General features: G+C 41.6%; 15 protein-coding genes. 11 read left to right on the top strand and 4 right to left on the bottom strand.

The features are described from left to right. Positions 1–210 precede the first annotated feature (210 nt). The 11 genes from ftsA to HT719_RS05965 all read left to right on the top strand — a co-directional run bounded on the left by ftsA (position 211) and on the right by HT719_RS05965 (position 13,426). Positions 211–1,584, top strand: coding sequence for a cell division protein FtsA (ftsA, locus tag HT719_RS06015; RefSeq protein WP_000090402.1), 1,374 nt, complete (start codon positions 211–213; stop codon positions 1,582–1,584). A gap of 16 nt (positions 1,585–1,600) precedes the next feature. After that, positions 1,601–2,860 (top strand): cell division protein FtsZ, encoded by a 1,260-nt coding sequence (ftsZ, locus tag HT719_RS06010; protein WP_172928557.1) that lies wholly within the window; start codon positions 1,601–1,603, stop codon positions 2,858–2,860. Positions 2,861–2,864: 4 nt separating this feature from the next. Next, positions 2,865–3,536: a YggS family pyridoxal phosphate-dependent enzyme gene (locus HT719_RS06005; protein ID WP_172928555.1), complete on the top strand. Its 672-nt coding sequence runs from the start codon at positions 2,865–2,867 to the stop codon at positions 3,534–3,536. A 9-nt stretch (positions 3,537–3,545) separates the two neighbouring features. Further along, positions 3,546–4,085, top strand: coding sequence for a cell division protein SepF (locus HT719_RS06000; protein ID WP_000053381.1), 540 nt, complete (start codon positions 3,546–3,548; stop codon positions 4,083–4,085). Beyond that, the gene (locus tag HT719_RS05995; RefSeq protein ID WP_000576513.1) at positions 4,085–4,348 is read left to right on the top strand and encodes a YggT family protein; all 264 of its coding nucleotides are present in this window, start codon (positions 4,085–4,087) and stop codon (positions 4,346–4,348) included. Before HT719_RS06000 ends, HT719_RS05995 begins: the two co-directional genes overlap by 1 nt. Continuing rightward, positions 4,345–5,130 carry an RNA-binding protein gene (locus tag HT719_RS05990; protein ID WP_001032411.1) on the top strand — a complete coding sequence of 262 codons (786 nt, stop codon included), beginning with the start codon at positions 4,345–4,347 and terminating at the stop codon, positions 5,128–5,130. The genes HT719_RS05995 and HT719_RS05990 overlap by 4 nt, the downstream gene beginning before the upstream one ends. Before the next feature lie 8 nt (positions 5,131–5,138). Then, complete coding sequence (locus HT719_RS05985) at positions 5,139–6,020, top strand: DivIVA domain-containing protein (RefSeq protein ID WP_345790028.1); 882 nt, start codon at positions 5,139–5,141, stop codon at positions 6,018–6,020. A gap of 253 nt (positions 6,021–6,273) precedes the next feature. After that, positions 6,274–9,066: an isoleucine--tRNA ligase gene (gene ileS / locus HT719_RS05980; protein WP_172928553.1), complete on the top strand. Its 2,793-nt coding sequence runs from the start codon at positions 6,274–6,276 to the stop codon at positions 9,064–9,066. Between the two features lie 145 nt (positions 9,067–9,211). Continuing rightward, entirely contained in the window at positions 9,212–9,904 is a 693-nt protein-coding gene (locus HT719_RS05975; protein ID WP_000240129.1) for a phosphoglycerate mutase, read from the top strand. Positions 9,905–10,014: 110 nt separating this feature from the next. Further along, positions 10,015–10,716, top strand: a complete 702-nt coding sequence (locus tag HT719_RS05970) for an ABC transporter ATP-binding protein (RefSeq protein ID WP_119947765.1) — start codon at positions 10,015–10,017, stop codon at positions 10,714–10,716. A 1-nt stretch (position 10,717) separates the two neighbouring features. After that, positions 10,718–13,426: an FtsX-like permease family protein gene (locus HT719_RS05965; protein WP_172928551.1), complete on the top strand. Its 2,709-nt coding sequence runs from the start codon at positions 10,718–10,720 to the stop codon at positions 13,424–13,426. A gap of 95 nt (positions 13,427–13,521) precedes the next feature. Here HT719_RS05965 and tpx read toward each other — a convergent pair whose 3' ends face one another. The 4 genes from tpx to HT719_RS05945 all read right to left on the bottom strand — a co-directional run bounded on the left by tpx (position 13,522) and on the right by HT719_RS05945 (position 16,963). Then, on the bottom strand, positions 13,522–14,013 hold the full coding sequence (tpx, locus tag HT719_RS05960; protein WP_033686889.1) for a thiol peroxidase: 492 nt from the start codon (positions 14,011–14,013) through the stop codon (positions 13,522–13,524). A gap of 421 nt (positions 14,014–14,434) precedes the next feature. Beyond that, positions 14,435–15,364, bottom strand: a complete 930-nt coding sequence (gene psaA / locus HT719_RS05955) for a metal ABC transporter substrate-binding lipoprotein/adhesin PsaA (protein WP_172928549.1) — start codon at positions 15,362–15,364, stop codon at positions 14,435–14,437. A 31-nt stretch (positions 15,365–15,395) separates the two neighbouring features. Beyond that, positions 15,396–16,244 (bottom strand): metal ABC transporter permease, encoded by an 849-nt coding sequence (locus HT719_RS05950; protein WP_172928547.1) that lies wholly within the window; start codon positions 16,242–16,244, stop codon positions 15,396–15,398. Then, complete coding sequence (locus HT719_RS05945) at positions 16,241–16,963, bottom strand: metal ABC transporter ATP-binding protein (RefSeq protein WP_172928546.1); 723 nt, start codon at positions 16,961–16,963, stop codon at positions 16,241–16,243. Before HT719_RS05945 ends, HT719_RS05950 begins: the two co-directional genes overlap by 4 nt. Positions 16,964–17,189 lie beyond the last annotated feature (226 nt).

Genomic DNA, 17,189 nt, shown 5'->3' with positions numbered 1-17,189 from the left:
TTTCTTTTTTTGTCTTAGAGAGTTTTTACAAGCAGCTTATAAAATAAGAATTTCTGAACATAGAAACTCAAAAATTGGCTGGGAAATTTAGGAAAAAAGCAAGCATGATTAAATTTTTTGTGTTATAATATTCTGTGAATAGCTATGCCTAAGTTTAGCTGTGGAATAATACGAAGTGCGAAACTTGGAAGATAGAGAGGATGCGATGTAATGGCTAGAGAAGGCTTTTTTACAGGTCTAGATATTGGAACAAGCTCTGTCAAGGTGCTTGTAGCCGAGCAGAGAAATGGTGAATTAAATGTAATTGGCGTGAGTAATGCCAAAAGTAAAGGTGTAAAGGATGGAATTATTGTTGATATTGATGCAGCAGCAACTGCTATCAAGTCAGCCATTTCCCAAGCAGAAGAAAAGGCAGGCATTTCGATTAAATCAGTGAATGTCGGCTTGCCTGGTAATCTTTTGCAGGTAGAACCAACTCAAGGGATGATTCCAGTAACATCTGATACCAAGGAAATTACGGATCAAGATGTTGAAAATGTTGTCAAATCAGCTTTGACAAAGAGTATGACACCTGACCGTGAAGTCATTACCTTTATTCCTGAAGAATTTATTGTGGATGGTTTCCAAGGGATTCGTGACCCACGTGGCATGATGGGGGTTCGTCTTGAAATGCGTGGCTTGCTTTATACAGGACCTCGTACTATCTTGCACAATTTGCGTAAGACAGTTGAACGTGCAGGTGTCCAGGTTGAAAATGTTATCATTTCACCACTAGCAATGGTTCAATCAGTTTTGAACGAAGGGGAACGTGAATTTGGTGCTACAGTGATTGATATGGGGGCAGGTCAAACGACTGTCGCTACAATCCGTAACCAAGAACTCCAGTTTACCAATATTCTCCAAGAAGGCGGAGATTATGTAACTAAGGATATCTCTAAAGTCTTGAAAACTTCTCGCAAATTAGCGGAAGGCTTGAAACTGAATTATGGGGAAGCCTATCCGCCTCTTGCAAGCAAAGAAACCTTCCAAGTAGAAGTTATTGGAGAAGTAGAAGCAGTCGAAGTGACGGAAGCCTACTTGTCAGAAATTATTTCTGCACGAATTAAGCACATCCTTGAGCAAATCAAGCAAGAATTAGATAGAAGACGTCTATTGGAGCTCCCTGGTGGTATTGTCTTAATCGGTGGGAATGCCATTTTACCAGGTATGGTTGAACTTGCTCAGGAAGTCTTTGGCGTCCGTGTCAAGCTTTATGTTCCAAATCAAGTTGGTATCCGTAATCCAGCCTTTGCGCATGTGATTAGTTTATCAGAATTTGCGGGTCAATTAACAGAAGTTAATCTTTTGGCTCAGAGAGCGATAAAAGGTGAGAATGACTTAAGTCATCAGCCGATTAGCTTTGGTGGGATGCTGCAAAAGACAGCTCAGTTTGTACAATCAACGCCTGTTCAACCAGCTCCTGCTCCAGAAGTAGAGCCGGTGGCGCCTACAGAACCAATGGCGGATTTCCAACAAGCTTCACAAAATAAACCGAAATTAGCAGATCGTTTCCGTGGCTTGATCGGAAGCATGTTTGACGAATAAAGAGGAAAAATAAATTATGACATTTTCATTTGATACAGCTGCTGCTCAAGGTGCAGTGATTAAAGTAATTGGTGTCGGTGGAGGTGGTGGCAATGCCATCAACCGTATGGTCGACGAAGGTGTTACAGGCGTAGAATTTATCGCAGCAAACACAGATGTACAAGCATTGAGTAGTACAAAAGCTGAGACTGTTATTCAGTTGGGACCTAAATTGACTCGTGGTTTGGGTGCAGGAGGTCAACCTGAGGTTGGTCGTAAAGCTGCTGAAGAAAGCGAAGAAACACTGACGGAAGCTATCAGTGGCGCAGATATGGTCTTCATCACTGCTGGTATGGGAGGAGGCTCTGGAACTGGAGCTGCTCCTGTTATTGCTCGTATCGCCAAAGATTTAGGTGCTCTTACAGTTGGTGTTGTGACACGTCCCTTTGGTTTTGAAGGAAGCAAACGTGGACAATTTGCCGTTGAAGGAATCAACCAACTTCGTGAGCATGTAGATACTCTATTGATTATTTCAAACAACAACTTGCTTGAAATTGTTGATAAGAAAACACCGCTCTTGGAGGCTCTTAGCGAAGCGGATAACGTTCTTCGTCAAGGTGTTCAAGGGATTACCGATTTGATTACCAATCCAGGATTGATTAACCTTGACTTTGCCGATGTGAAAACAGTTATGGCAAATAAAGGGAATGCTCTCATGGGTATTGGTATCGGTAGTGGAGAAGAACGTGTGGTGGAAGCGGCGCGTAAGGCAATTTACTCTCCACTTCTTGAAACAACAATTGATGGAGCAGAAGATGTGATTGTCAACGTAACTGGTGGTCTCGATTTAACCTTGATTGAAGCTGAGGAGGCTTCACAAATTGTGAACCAGGCAGCAGGTCAAGGAGTGAACATCTGGCTCGGTACTTCAATTGATGAAAGTATGCGTGATGAAATTCGTGTAACAGTTGTCGCAACGGGTGTTCGTCAAGACCGCGTAGAGAAGGCTGTTGCTCCACAAGCTAGACCGACTACTAACTACCGTGAGACAGTGAAACCAGCTCATTCATATGGCTTTGATCGTCATTTTGATATGGCAGAAACAGCTGAATTGCCAAAACAAAATCCACGTCGTTTGGAACCAACTCAGGCATCTGCTTTTGGTGATTGGGATCTTCGCCGTGAATCGATTGTTCGTACAACAGATTCAGTCGTTTCTCCAGTTGAACGCTTTGAAGCCCCAACATCACAAGATGAAGATGAATTGGATACACCTCCATTTTTCAAAAATCGTTAAGTAAATGAATGTAAAAGAAAATACAGAACTTGTTTTTCGAGAAGTCGCAGAGGCTAGTCTGAGTGCTCATCGAGAGAGTGGTTCAGTCTCTGTCATTGCAGTTACCAAGTATGTAGATGTACCGACAGCGGAAGCCTTGCTTCTGCTAGGTGTTCATCATATCGGTGAAAATCGTGTCGATAAGTTTCTGGAAAAATATGAAGCTTTAAAAGATCGAGATGTGACTTGGCATTTGATTGGTACCTTGCAAAGACGTAAGGTGAAAGATGTCATTCAATACGTTGATTATTTCCATGCCTTGGATTCAGTAAAGTTAGCGGAGGAAATCCAAAAAAGAAGTGACCGAGTCATCAAGTGTTTCCTTCAAGTAAATATTTCTAAAGAAGAAAGCAAGCACGGTTTTTCGAGAGAGGAACTGCTGGATATCTTGCCAGAGTTAGCCAGACTAGATAAGATTGAATATGTTGGTTTAATGACGATGGCACCTTTTGAGGCTAGAAGTGAGCAGTTGAAAGAAATTTTCAAGGCGACCCAAGATTTACAAAGAGAAATCCAAGAAAAACAAATTCCAAATATGCCTATGACCGAGTTAAGTATGGGAATGAGTCGTGATTATAAAGAAGCGATTCAATTCGGTTCCACCTTTGTTCGTATAGGTACAGCATTTTTTAAGTAGGAGAGAACCATGTCTTTAAAAGATAGATTCGATAGATTTATAGATTATTTTACGGAGGATGAGGATTCAAGTCTCCCTTATGAAAAAAGAGATGAGCCTGTGTTTACTCCAGTAAATTCTTCACAGGAACCGGCTCTCCCAATCACTCAAACTCCACAATCAGCTGGAACAAAGGAGAACAATATCACCAGACTTCATGCAAGACAACAGGAATTGGCAAATCAGAGTCAGCGTGCAACGGATAAGGTCATTATAGATGTTCGTTATCCTAGAAAATATGAAGATGCAACAGAAATTGTTGATTTATTGGCAGGAAACGAAAGTATCTTGATTGATTTTCAATATATGACTGAAGTGCAGGCTCGTCGTTGTTTGGATTACCTGGATGGGGCTTGCCATGTTCTAGCTGGAAGTCTGAAAAAAGTAGCTTCTACCATGTATCTGTTGACACCAGTGAATGTTATTGTGAATGTAGAAGATATTCGTTTGCCAGATGAAGATCAACAGGGTGAGTTTGATTTTGATATGAGACGAAATAGAGTACGATAATGATTTTTTTAATTCGTATGATTTATAATGCAGTGGATATTTACTCCCTGATTTTGGTAGCCTTCGCTGTCATGTCTTGGTTTCCAGGTGCCTACGAATCCAGTTTAGGTCGTTGGATTGTAGCGTTGGTAAAACCAGTGCTTGCTCCCTTGCAACGCCTGCCTTTACAGATAGCGGGCCTTGATTTATCTGTTTGGGTTGCGATTGTTTTGGTTCGATTTTTAGGAGAAAACCTAGTCCGTTTTCTGGCGATGATAGGATGAATAAAGGGATTTATCAGCATTTCTCCATAGAAGATCGTCCCTTTCTTGACAAGGGAATGGAATGGATAAAGAAGGTAGAAGATAGCTATGCTCCTTTTTTAACTCCTTTTATCAATCCTCATCAGGAGAAGCTATTAAAGATTTTGGCCAAAACCTATGGTCTTGCTTGTAGCAGTAGTGGGGAATTTGTCTCGAGTGAGTATGTTCGAGTTTTATTATACCCAGATTATTTCCAACCAGAGTTTTCAGATTTTGAAATATCTCTTCAGGAAATTGTGTATTCCAATAAATTTGAACATTTAACGCATGCTAAGATTTTAGGGACAGTCATCAATCAATTAGGGATTGAACGGAAACTTTTTGGAGATATCCTAGTAGATGAAGAACGGGCGCAGATTATGATTAATCAGCAGTTTCTTCTTCTCTTTCAAGATGGATTAAAGAAAATTGGTCGTATACCTGTTTCGCTGGAGGAACGTCCTTTCGCCGAGAAAATAGATAAGCTAGAACAGTATCGAGAACTGGATTTATCTGTGTCTAGTTTTCGATTAGATGTTCTTTTATCAAATGTTTTGAAACTATCTAGGAATCAAGCAAACCAGTTGATTGAAAAGAAACTTGTCCAAGTAAATTATCATGTGGTAGACAAATCAGATTACACTGTTCAAGTTGGAGATTTGATTAGTGTGAGAAAATTTGGTCGCTTGAGATTACTTCAAGATAAGGGACAAACGAAAAAAGAGAAGAAAAAAATAACCGTCCAGTTATTATTAAGTAAGTGAGGAATAGAATGCCAATTACATCATTAGAAATAAAGGACAAGACCTTTGGAACTCGATTCAGAGGCTTTGATCCAGAAGAAGTCGATGAATTTTTAGATATTGTGGTTCGTGATTACGAAGATCTTGTTCGTGCGAATCATGATAAAGATTTGCGTATTAAGAGTTTAGAAGAGCGTTTGTCTTACTTTGACGAAATGAAAGATTCATTGAGCCAGTCTGTATTGATTGCCCAAGACACAGCTGAGCGAGTGAAACAAGCAGCACATGAACGTTCAAACAATATCATTCATCAAGCAGAGCAGGATGCGCAACGCTTGTTGGAAGAAGCTAAATATAAGGCAAATGAGATTCTTCGTCAAGCAACGGATAATGCTAAGAAAGTTGCTGTTGAAACCGAAGAGTTGAAGAACAAGAGCCGTGTCTTCCACCAACGTCTCAAATCTACAATTGAGAGTCAGTTGGCTATTGTTGAGTCTTCAGACTGGGAAGATATTCTTCGTCCAACAGCTACTTATCTTCAAACCAGTGATGAAGCTTTTAAAGAAGTGGTTAGTGAAGTGCTTGGAGAACCGATTCCAGCTCCAATTGAAGAAGAACCAATTGATATGACACGTCAGTTCTCTCAAGCAGAAATGGCAGAGTTACAGGCTCGTATTGAGGCAGCCAATAAAGAATTGGCTGAATTTGAAGCTCAGGCTAAACAGGAAGTAGAAAATCCAACTCCCGTAGTGAGTCCTCAAATGGAAGAAGAGCCTGCTCATCCAGTTGGTCCAATGTACGAAGAACCAGAAGTAGCTCCAGTACATCCTTCGGCTCCAACACCAGCTACAGAAATGTTTGATTCAGCACCAGGATTTGAAGCACCGCAAGAATCCGTTACAATTTTATAAGAAATATTCTGAGAACAATATCTTATCTTTATATTTTCAGCGAGCAGGAGATGGTGTGAGTCCTGTAATCCCTATTGATAAGATTATCCTCTCAAAAAACTCAAGTCTGAAGTTAGTAGGATTTGACGTTCCCCACGTTACGGGATAAGAGGGAGAAAGACTAGATCTTTTTCCGAATAAAGGTGGTACCGCGATTTTCGTCCTTTTTGGCAGTCGTGGTTTTTAATTTGTTATTATTTATAAAGGAGATACCATGAAACTCAAAGATACCCTTAACCTTGGGAAAACAGCTTTCCCAATGCGTGCAGGCCTTCCTACCAAAGAGCCAGTTTGGCAAAAGGAATGGGAAGATGCAAAACTTTACCAACGTCGTCAAGAATTGAACCAAGGAAAACCTCATTTCACCTTGCATGATGGCCCTCCATACGCGAACGGAAATATCCACGTTGGACACGCTATGAACAAGATTTCAAAAGATATCATTGTTCGCTCAAAATCTATGTCAGGTTTTTACGCACCATTTATCCCAGGTTGGGATACTCATGGTCTGCCAATCGAGCAAGTTTTGGCAAAACAAGGTGTCAAACGTAAAGAAATGGACTTGGTTGAGTACTTGAAACTTTGCCGTGAATACGCTCTTTCTCAAGTAGATAAACAACGTGAAGACTTTAAACGTTTGGGTGTTTCTGGTGACTGGGAAAATCCATATGTGACTTTGACTCCTGATTATGAAGCAGCTCAAATCCGTGTATTTGGTGAGATGGCTAATAAAGGCTATATCTACCGTGGTGCAAAACCAGTTTACTGGTCATGGTCATCTGAGTCAGCCCTTGCCGAAGCGGAAATTGAATACCATGATTTGGTTTCAACTTCCCTTTACTATGCCAATAAGGTAAAAGATGGCAAAGGTGTTCTAGATACAGATACTTACATCGTTGTTTGGACAACTACTCCATTCACCATCACAGCTTCTCGTGGTTTGACGGTTGGAGCAGATATTGATTACGTTTTAGTTCAACCTGCTGGTGAAACTCGTAAGTTTGTCGTTGCTGCAGAATTATTGAATAGCTTGTCTGAGAAATTTGGTTGGGCTGATGTTCAAGTGTTGGCAACTTACCGTGGTCAAGAACTCAACCACATCGTAACAGAACACCCATGGGATACAGCTGTAGATGAATTGGTTATTCTTGGTGACCACGTTACCACTGACTCTGGTACTGGTATTGTCCATACAGCCCCTGGTTTTGGTGAGGACGACTACAATGTTGGTATTGCTAATGGTCTTGAAGTCGCAGTGACTGTTGATGAACGCGGTATCATGATGGGGAATGCTGGTCCTGAGTTTGAAGGCCAGTTCTACGACAAGGTTGTACCAACTGTTATTGAAAAACTCGGCAGCCTCCTTCTTGCCCAAGAAGAAATCTCTCACTCATACCCATTTGACTGGCGTACTAAGAAACCAATCATCTGGCGTGCAGTACCACAATGGTTTGCCTCAGTTTCTAAATTCCGCCAAGAAATCTTGGATGAAATTGAAAAAGTGAAATTCCACTCAGAATGGGGTAAAGTCCGTCTTTACAATATGATTCGTGACCGTGGCGACTGGGTTATCTCTCGTCAACGTGCTTGGGGTGTTCCACTTCCAATTTTCTACGCTGAAGATGGTACAGCGATCATGACTGCTGAAACGATTGAGCATGTAGCTCAACTCTTTGAAGTACACGGTTCAAGCATTTGGTGGGAACGTGATGCCAAAGACCTCTTGCCAGAAGGATTTACTCATCCAGGTTCACCAAACGGAGAGTTCAAAAAAGAAACTGACATCATGGACGTTTGGTTTGACTCAGGTTCATCATGGAATGGAGTGGTTGTAAACCGTCCTGAGTTGACTTACCCAGCAGACCTTTACCTAGAAGGTTCTGACCAATACCGTGGTTGGTTCAACTCTTCACTCATCACATCTGTTGCCAACCATGGCGTAGCACCTTACAAACAAATCTTGTCACAAGGTTTTGCCCTTGATGGTAAAGGTGAGAAGATGTCTAAATCTCTTGGAAATACCATTGCTCCAAGCGATGTTGAAAAACAATTTGGTGCTGAAATCTTGCGTCTCTGGGTAACAAGTGTTGACTCAAGCAATGACGTGCGTATTTCTATGGATATCTTGAGCCAAGTCTCTGAAACTTACCGTAAGATTCGTAACACCCTTCGTTTCTTGATTGCCAATACATCTGACTTTAACCCAACTCAAGATTCAGTAGCTTATGAAGAACTACGTTCAGTTGATAAGTACATGACGATTCGCTTTAACCAGCTTGTGAAAACGATTCGTGATGCCTATGCAGACTTTGAATTCTTGACAATCTACAAGGCCTTGGTGAACTTTATCAACGTTGATTTATCAGCTTTCTACCTTGATTTTGCCAAAGATGTTGTTTATATCGAAGGTGCCAAATCACTCGAACGCCGTCAAATGCAGACTGTTTTCTATGACATTCTTGTGAAAATCACCAAACTCTTGACACCAATCCTTCCTCACACTGCGGAAGAAATCTGGTCATACCTTGAGTTTGAAGCAGAAGACTTCGTTCAATTGTCAGAATTGCCAGAAGCGGAAACTTTTGCTAATCAAGAAGAAATCTTGGATACATGGGCAGCCTTCATGGACTTCCGTGGACAAGCTCAAAAAGCCTTGGAAGAAGCTCGTAATGCAAAAGTTATCGGTAAATCACTTGAAGCACACTTGACAGTTTATCCAAATGAAGTTGTGAAAACTCTACTCGAAGCAGTAAACAGCAATGTAGCACAACTTTTGATCGTGTCTGAGTTGACCATCGCAGAAGGACCAGCTCCAGAAGCTGCCCTTAGCTTTGAAGATGTCGCCTTCACAGTTGAACGTGCTGCAGGCCAAGTATGTGACCGTTGCCGTCGCACCGACCCAACAACAGCAGAACGCACCTACCAGGCAGTCATCTGTGACCACTGTGCAAGCATCGTAGAAGAAAACTTTGCGGACGCAGTCGCAGAAGGATTTGAAGAGAAGTAAGGTTGTTGTCTGATACTAAGAAGGAAAAGGATTGCCAAACAGTCCTTTCCTTTTTGGTTTTGACTAGCTTTTTTGTGAAAAATTGTGTAGAATAGAATAGATAAACGAGGGGAAACCTCGGAAAATTTGAAGGAGAATCCATCTAATGGTAAAATTGGTTTTTGCTCGCCACGGTGAGTCTGAATGGAACAAAGCTAACCTTTTCACTGGTTGGGCTGATGTTGATTTGTCTGAAAAAGGTACACAACAAGCGATTGACGCTGGTAAATTGATCAAAGAAGCTGGTATCGAATTTGACCAAGCTTACACTTCAGTATTGAAACGTGCTATCAAAACAACGAACTTGGCTCTTGAAGCTTCTGACCAATTGTGGGTTCCAGTTGAAAAATCATGGCGCCTGAACGAACGTCACTACGGTGGTTTGACTGGTAAAAACAAAGCTGAAGCTGCTGAGCAATTTGGTGATGAGCAAGTTCACATCTGGCGTCGTTCATACGATGTATTGCCTCCAAACATGGACCGTGATGATGAGCACTCAGCTCACACAGACCGTCGTTACGCTTCACTTGACGACTCAGTAATCCCAGATGCTGAAAACTTGAAAGTGACTTTGGAACGTGCCCTTCCTTTCTGGGAAGATAAAATCGCTCCAGCTCTTAAAGATGGTAAAAACGTATTCGTAGGAGCTCACGGTAACTCAATCCGTGCCCTTGTAAAACACATCAAAGGTTTGTCAGATGACGAGATCATGGACGTGGAAATCCCTAACTTCCCACCATTGGTATTCGAATTCGACGAAAAATTGAACGTAGTTTCTGAATACTACCTTGGAAAATAAAAAAATGTAAGTCTAGAATTGATTTCTAGGCTTTTTGTTTTTGTTCCCAGTTTCCAATGGCTTGAAAAAGCGATATAATGATAGTAAATATGAAAGAAAGAGAAACAGATATGGCTTATATTGAGATGAAACACTGTTACAAGCGTTATCAGGTTGGGGACACGGAGATTGTGGCTAATCGCGATGTGAATTTTGAGATTGAAAAGGGTGAATTGGTTATTATTCTAGGTGCATCTGGTGCAGGAAAGTCAACGGTTCTTAACCTTCTTGGGGGAATGGATACCAATGATGATGGGGAAATCTGGATAGATGGTGTTAATATTGCAGACTATAGTTCCCACCAGAGGACCAATTATCGTAGAAATGATGTTGGTTTTGTTTTTCAGTTTTATAATCTAGTTTCCAATTTGACTGCTAAGGAAAATGTGGAGTTGGCTTCTGAAATCGTGACAGATGCTTTGAATCCTGAGCAGGTCTTGACAGATGTAGGTCTGGCTCATCGTCTCAATAATTTCCCAGCTCAGCTGTCTGGAGGGGAGCAACAGCGAGTCTCCATTGCACGCGCGGTAGCCAAAAATCCTAAAATTCTCCTTTGTGACGAACCAACAGGCGCCTTGGATTATCAGACGGGCAAGCAAGTCTTGAAGATTCTCCAAGACATGTCTCGTCAAAAGGGGGCGACGGTGATTATCGTGACTCACAATGGAGCTTTGGCGCCCATTGCTGATCGCGTGATTCATATGCACGATGCCAGTGTCAAGGATGTGGTGCTCAACCAGCATCCTCAGGATATTGACAGTTTGGAGTACTAGCATGATTAATCGAAAAACCTATTGGAAGGACTTAATTCAGTCCTTTACAGGCTCCAAGGGGCGTTTTTTATCCATCTTGATCCTGATGATGTTGGGATCTCTAGCCTTAGTAGGCCTCAAAGTAACCAGTCCCAACATGGAGGCGACAGCTAATGCTTATTTAACAACTGCTCAAATCTTGGATTTGGCAGTCATGTCTAACTATGGCTTGGATCAAGCAGACCAAGAAGAACTAAAACAGACGGAGGGCGCAGAGGTCGAGTTTGGCTATTTGACAGATGTGACTATGGATAATGGGCAGGATGCCATTCGGCTGTACTCCAAACCAGAGCGAATTTCAACCTTTCAGCTAAGAAAGGGACGACTTCCTCAGTCAGACAAGGAAATCGCTTTGGCCACTCATTTGCAAGGCCAATACAGCGTGGGACAGGAGATTAGTTTTAAAGAAAAAGAAGAGGGTCATTCCTCTTTAAAAGACCATACTTATACCATTACTGGTTTTGTGGATTCGGCTGAAATCCTCTCCCAGCGAGATATGGGCTACGCAGGAAGTGGAAGTGGGACTCTGACAGCCTATGGGGTCATTTTACCTAGTCAGTTTGATCAGAAAGTCTACAATATAGCACGCTTAAAATATCAAGATTTGTCAGGTTTAAATGCTTTTTCAGCAGCTTATGAAGAAAAATCCAAGCAACATCAGGAAGACCTTGAACAAGCTTTGTCAGATAATGGTAAGGCACGTCTGCAACTCTTGAAAAAAGAAGGACAAGAGTCTCTCGATAAGGGGCAAGAGACCCTTAATAAGGCTGAGACTAATTTGCAGGAAGGTAAGCGTCGTTTAGCAGCTGCTCAAGCTCGTTTACAGACTCAGGAAAGTCAACTAGCCTTGCTTCCTCAAGTTCAAAGAGACCAGGCTAGTGCTCAATTTACCCAAGCCAAGCAGGAATTGAGCAAGGAAGAGGATAGGCTAAAGCAGGCCGAACAAAATCTAGCCCAAGAAAAGGAAAAATTAGAAAAACATCAGCAAGTCTTGGATGATTTAGCTGAGCCCAAGTATCAAGTCTATAATCGGCAAACCATGCCTGGCGGTCAAGGCTACCTCATGTACAGCAATGCTTCAGCCAGTATTCGGGCAGTGGGCAATATCTTTCCTGTAGTGCTTTATGCCGTAGCAGCCATGGTGACCTTTACAACCATGACTCGTTTTGTGGATGAAGAACGAACTCATGCTGGGATTTTTAAGGCCTTGGGCTATCGCAGCAAGGATATTATCGCTAAATTTCTCCTCTATGGTCTAGTAGCTGGGACTGTCGGAACAGCTCTAGGTAGTATACTTGGCCATTATTTACTAGCTAGTGTGATTTCAAGTGTCATTACAAAAGGCATGGTGGTGGGAGAAACCCAGATTCAGTTCTATTGGACCTATAGCTTACTAGCTCTTGTCTTGAGTTGGTTGGCGAGTGTGTTACCAGCCTATCTGGTGGCTTGGAGGGAACTTCATGCCGAAGCAGCCCAGCTTTTACTACCTAAACCTCCTGTCAAAGGAGCTAAAATCTTACTAGAGCGCATCGGTTTTATCTGGCGCCATCTCAGTTTTACCCATAAGGTAACAGCCCGCAATATCTTCCGTTATAAGCAACGGATGTTGATGACGATCTTTGGTGTGGCAGGTTCTGTAGCCCTGCTCTTTGCAGGTTTGGGAATCCAATCCTCTGTAGCAGGAGTTCCGTCCAGACAGTTTCAACAAATCCAACAGTATCAGATGATTGTTTCTGAAAATCCTAGTGCGACCAATCAGGACAAGGCAAATCTAGAAGAAGTGTTGAAAGGGCAGGATATTCAAGCCTACCAGAAAAACTATTCTAAAACGCTAGACAAGGATTTCAAAGGCAAGGCTGGTCTTCAAACTATTACCCTTATGATGACTGATAAGGAAGATTTGACTCCCTTTATTTATCTGCAAAATCATCAGCAGGAGCTGACATTAAAAGATGGCGTCGTTATTACAGCTAAACTTGCCCAGCTGGCAGATGTCAAGGTTGGGCAGACTCTAGAAATTGAAGGTAAGGAACTAAAGGTCGCTGCTATTACTGAGAACTACGTTGGTCACTTTATTTATATGAGTCAGGCTAGCTATGAGCAAATTTACGGACAGCTACCCCAAGCCAATACTTATCTGGTCTCGCTAAGGGATACCAGTGCGTCTAGTATCGAAAGTCAGGCAGGCTTACTTATGAATCAAGCTGCGGTGTCCAGTGTTGTTCAAAATGCTTCAGCCATTCGCCTCTTTGACTCCGTCGCCAGCTCACTCAATCAGACCATGACCATCTTGGTCATCGTATCGGTTCTGTTGGCTATTGTTATCCTCTACAATCTGACCAATATCAACGTGGCTGAGAGAATCCGTGAACTCTCCACTATCAAGGTTCTCGGTTTTCATAATAATGAAGTTACCCTCTACATTTATCGTGAGACGATTGTGCTGTCCCTTGTGGGAATCGTACTTGGTTTGGTATCTGGTTTCTATTTACACCAATTTTTGATTCAAATGATTTCGCCTGCGACTATTCTCTTTTATCCGCAGGTAGGCTGGGAAGTCTATGTAATTCCAGTGGCAGCAGTAAGCATCATTTTGGCCTTGCTTGGTTTCTTTGTCAATTATCATCTGAGAAAGGTTGATATGCTTGAAGCCTTGAAATCTGTAGAGTAAGGTAGTTGTTTTTAGCTGATTGAACTTGTATTTACTCGTAAATAAAAATCCTCCGTTTCAAAGAGCAGGAAACTCTTTGTGACAGAGGATTTTTTCTATAGGGCTTTAGCAGCTGCAATTGCGGCTTCGAAGTTTGGTTCAGAGTTGATATTATCCACGTATTCAACGTAGCGAATCGTATTGTCAGTATCGAGGACAAAGACCGCGCGTGCTAATAGGTGCCATTCGTTGATCAAGAGGGCATAGTCACGTCCAAAGGAATGGTCGAAATAGTCTGAGAGCATGATGGCATTTTCAATGCCTTCAGCACCGCACCAACGTTTTTGGGCAAAAGGCAGGTCCATTGAAACAGTCAAGACAACCGTATTATCCAGTCCAGCCAGTTCTTGGTTGAAACGACGCGTTTGAGTTGAGCAGATGCCTGTATCGATAGAAGGCACGACACTCAAGACTTTTTTCTTGCCATCAAAATCAGCCAGAGATTTTTTAGAAAGGTCTGTTGTAGTGAGAGAAAAATCAAGCGCCTTGTCGCCGACTTGTAGTTGTTTACCTGTAAAGCTCACAGGATTTCCGAGAAAAGTTACCATAAGATACTCCAATCTTTTTTCTTCCATTTTAGCTGAAACAGTCGGAATTTTCCAATGATTTGACCGGAAATGTGGGCATAGAAAAAACGCCAGCTCATGTGAGAATGACGTTTTTCAGATTTTTTATCTATTTGATATTTCTCGAAGGTAGTGCGGACGGGAGCAACTTCCTTCGGAACTTCATCCCTAATTTTTGAGCCCTAGGGCTCAAAAATTCCGTCCTAGATAAGATCAAAGTTCTTATCTAGGATACCACTACAGTGAGAAATATCTGGTAAAAACTCACTTCGTTCGTACTGATTTAAGAAATCTTTATTCTTATAAACGCTGTTTTGTAGCTAGAGATAGAACTAACAAAGCTAATATTAGAAGTAATGTAAAGAGAGACAAGAACCTAGTAATAGATAAACTAATATCTAGATTATTTTGCCAATCCTTCAGCAATCTTATCAAGGTTGTATTTCATCATATTGTAGTAGCTATCTCCTTCTTTACCTTCTTCAGCGATAGAGTCAGTAAAGATTTGAGCATAGATAGGGATATTAGTGTCTTGAGATACAGTTTTCATTGGACGGTCATCCACACTTGATTCTACAAAGAGAGATGGGACCTTTGTTTGGCGTAGTTTTTCAACCAAGGTCTTGATTTGGTCAGGAGTTCCTTCTTCTTCAGTATTGATTTCCCAGATATAAGCACTTGGGACACCGTAGGCTTTAGAGAAGTACTTGAAGCACCCTTCGCTGGTCACGATCAGTTTTTTCTCAGCAGGGATGTTGTTAAATTTCTCTTTGGCTTCTTTATCAAGTTTATCAAGCTTATCAGTATATTCTTTGAGATTTTTTTCGTAAAATTCCTTGTTGCTAGGGTCTTTAGCACTCAATTGTTTTGCGATATTTTTAGCAAAGATCATACCGTTTTCAAGGTTAAGCCAAGCGTGTGGGTCTTCTTTCCCTTTTTCGTTTTGACCTTCAAGGTAGATGACTTCAACCCCTTCGCTGACTGCAAAGTAGTCTTTGTTTTCAGTTTTCTTGGCATTTTCTACCAATTTGGTAAACCAAGCATTGCCACCTGTTTCAAGGTTGATACCGTTATAGAAAATGAGGTCTGCTTCAGAAGTTTTCTGCACGTCTTCAGGAAGTGGTTCGTACTCATGTGGGTCTTGACCGACAGGAACGATACTGTGAAGATCAATCTTGTCACCAGCAATATTTTTAGTAATATCAGCGATGATTGAGTTTGTAGCAACAACTTTTAGTTTTTGACCAGAAGCTGTATCTTTTTTTCCGCTAGCACATGCTACAAGAGCAATAACGGAAAGAAAGAGAACGAGTAATGTACCTAATTTTTTCATTAGATCCTCCAATTTATTAGGGCTTTGCCCCTTATTTTAACAAATGTTTATTTTTTAGTTTCAAATATCGTTGTTTTGGAGCGATAAAGAAACTAATGAGAAAGAAACTAGCAGCTGTGAGCACGATACTAGAACCTGCCGCAACGTTAAAGCTATAGCCGATAAAGAGCCCCAAAACTGAAGCTATCGCTCCAAAGGTTGAGGAAAGGAAAATCATGCTTTTCAGGCTATTAGCATACAGATAAGCAGTTGCAGCTGGGGTAATCAGCATGGCTACAATCAGGATAGTTCCGACACTTTGCATGGCTGTCACAGACACGAGAGTCAAGAGTGCCATGAGAAGGTAGTGATAGAAATTGACAGGCATTCCCATGGCTTTAGCCAAGAGTTCATCAAAGGAAGTTATCAAGAGTTGCTTGAAGAAAATCCAGATTAACAAGAGAATGACTGCCCCAACACCCATAGTAATAAACATATCCGTATCTTGGACGGCTAGGATATTACCAAAAAGGATATGGAAAAGGTCAGTTGAACTTTTAGCGACACTAATCAAGATGATACCGAGGGCTAAGAAAGAAGAAAAGGTAATGCCGATGGCGGTATCGCTTTTGATAATCGAGTTTCCCTTGATGTAGGTAATGATGATGGCAGCTAGCAGTCCAAAGACAATGGCTCCGATAAAGAAGTCAAGGCCCAAGATGAAGGAGAGGGCTACACCTGGTAAGACAGCATGTGAAATGGCATCTCCCATGAGTGACATCCCGCGTAGAATGATGAAACATCCTACAGCTCCAGCTACGACCCCGACGACAATAGCTGTTATCAAGGCATTTTGTAGGAAATGGAATTTTTGCAATCCATCGATAAATTCTGCAATCATAGGTCACCTCCATTTAAAAAGAGTCGATTACCGTAAGCTTCTTTGAGATTGGTTTCGGTAAAGGTTTCTTTGGTTGGACCAAAGGCAATCACTTCTCGATTGACAAGCAAGACTTGATCGAAGTAGTGGGGAACCTTGCTGAGGTCGTGGTGGACGATGAGAACCGTCTTCCCAGCTTTTTTCAGATCTCTCAGCGTATTCATGATGATTTCCTCACTGACAGAGTCAATCCCAACAAAGGGTTCATCCAAGAGGATATAGTCGGCTTCCTGTACCAAACATCTGGCAATCAAGACCCGCTGGAATTGACCTCCAGACAGTTGACTGATTTGCCGTTCAGCGTAGTCAGCTAGACCGACGATTTCAAGGGCTTCTTTCACTTTCTTCCAATGTTTAGCCTTTAAACTTCGAAAGAGAGGGATAGAGGGAAAGAGTCCTAACGAGACGCATTCCTTGACCTTGATGGGAAAGTTGTAGTCGATATTGATTTTTTGTTCGACATAGGCAATTCGGTGTAAGGATTTTTTAACTTCCTTGTCATCGAGAAATGCCTGACCTTGATGTGGGATAATTCCCAGCATACCTTTTAATAGTGTTGATTTCCCAGCGCCGTTTGGGCCAATGATACCGGTAATTGTTGGTCCATGGAGCACTAGTGAAATATCCTTAAGTGCCAACGTTTCTTTGTAGGAGACACTGAGGTTTTCGATATGTATCATAAACTTGTATTCCTCCTGTCTCTTAATATACCTTAAAAAAAAAATTAAGTCAAGTTAATTTTTAAAAAAATTAAAATAAGTCATTAAAAAATCTTTACTGAAAGTTCTATAATGAAGTTAGCCACCCAGGCCTCCTAAAAAATAGATGTTTTAACTAGCTGATAGTTAGCCCTCGATTTCATTTGATAAGAGGCTTGGAGCTGTTAAGCTGACAAGCCAAGGCTAA

The sequence above is a fragment of the Streptococcus sp. k-378 genome (assembly GCF_013277505.1).
Classification (GTDB): domain Bacteria; phylum Bacillota; class Bacilli; order Lactobacillales; family Streptococcaceae; genus Streptococcus; species Streptococcus pseudopneumoniae.
The sequence above is the reverse complement of the archived record's forward strand: the minus strand, read 5'-3'. Positions and strand labels throughout refer to the sequence as shown.